Annotated in this window: 1 protein-coding gene; it reads right to left on the bottom strand. The window is 68.8% G+C overall.

Going from position 1 to position 1053, the window contains the following annotated elements:
• A partial coding sequence (locus U1700_RS15345; RefSeq protein WP_332753529.1) for a flavin monoamine oxidase family protein occupies positions 1 to 1053 on the bottom strand: 1053 nt, incomplete at both ends.

Here is a 1053-nt window from a genome sequence, read left to right on the forward strand (position 1 = left end):
CGCGAACAGGCCTCGCCCGCGAAGAAGAGTCGTTCGTCCACCGGCTCGGCCAGCGTCCGGCGTGCCCCGGCATGGCCGATCCTCGCGTGGCTGTAGCTGCCGCCGATCAGCGGCACATGCCGCCAGCGCGTCGCATCCAGCGGCGTGAAGCGCCGCTGCCAGTCGCTGCCCAACAACGCGACCAGCTCATCGATGGCGAAGGCCGCCGCCGCGCCCTCTTCCTCCAGCATCTCGGCGCAGGGGCCGCCGAAGAAGCTCTCGACGATCGGCCAGCCGAAGGGAGAGAGGCGGTGGCTGGCGGTGCAGGTTTTGTGCGGATCGCCGGTCAGTTGGGCATGGGCGGGCCAGGGTAGGGGGCCCTCGACCGACAGAAAGACCTTGTCGGCGATTCCCAGCGGCAAGGCGGCGGCGGCCTCATGCTTGTCGGGGAGCGGCGGGTCGAAGGTCAGCTTGCCCTCCGCCAGCACGGTGGTGGGAACGGCAACGATGACCTGATCCGCCTCGATCGTTCCCGCCGAGGTTTCGATGCGGATCGTCCGGCCGAGATGGTCGATTCGGGTCGCCGTCACGCCGGTACGTACGGTCAGCCCCGCGGCGTGGTTCGCGACGACGGTGCCATAGCCCTCGACCACCGCCCAATTGTCGTCGGTCGCGGCATTCTCATAGGCCGCCCAGTCGTGCAGCGAGACTTCGGCCAGCGACGCGCCATTGGCATAGCCCGAGATCGCGTCGATCATCGGCCGCCACGGATCATCCTCGCCCACAAAGTCGGACAGCGGCCGATCCGGCCCGTCGAGGGCGGCCATCGCGGCCTCTTCGAACCGGGCATAGGCCTCGCCCGAGGCGCGCTTCTCGGCGGGAGGAAAGCCCAGGTCGTTCCACTGAACCTGCCAGTTGGGTGAGCGGCGATCGACCGTAAAGCCCGCTTGCTCGGCGATGGTGGTCCATGGATTGCGTTTTGCGGAGTGGAGCCACACGCACCCATGATCGACGACATGGCCGGTAGGCAGACGAACGCTGCGTGCCCGCCCGCCCAGTCGATCCGCCGCCTCG

This window comes from Sphingomonas sp. RB1R13, from assembly GCF_036663775.1.
Classification (GTDB): Bacteria; Pseudomonadota; Alphaproteobacteria; order Sphingomonadales; family Sphingomonadaceae; genus Sphingomicrobium.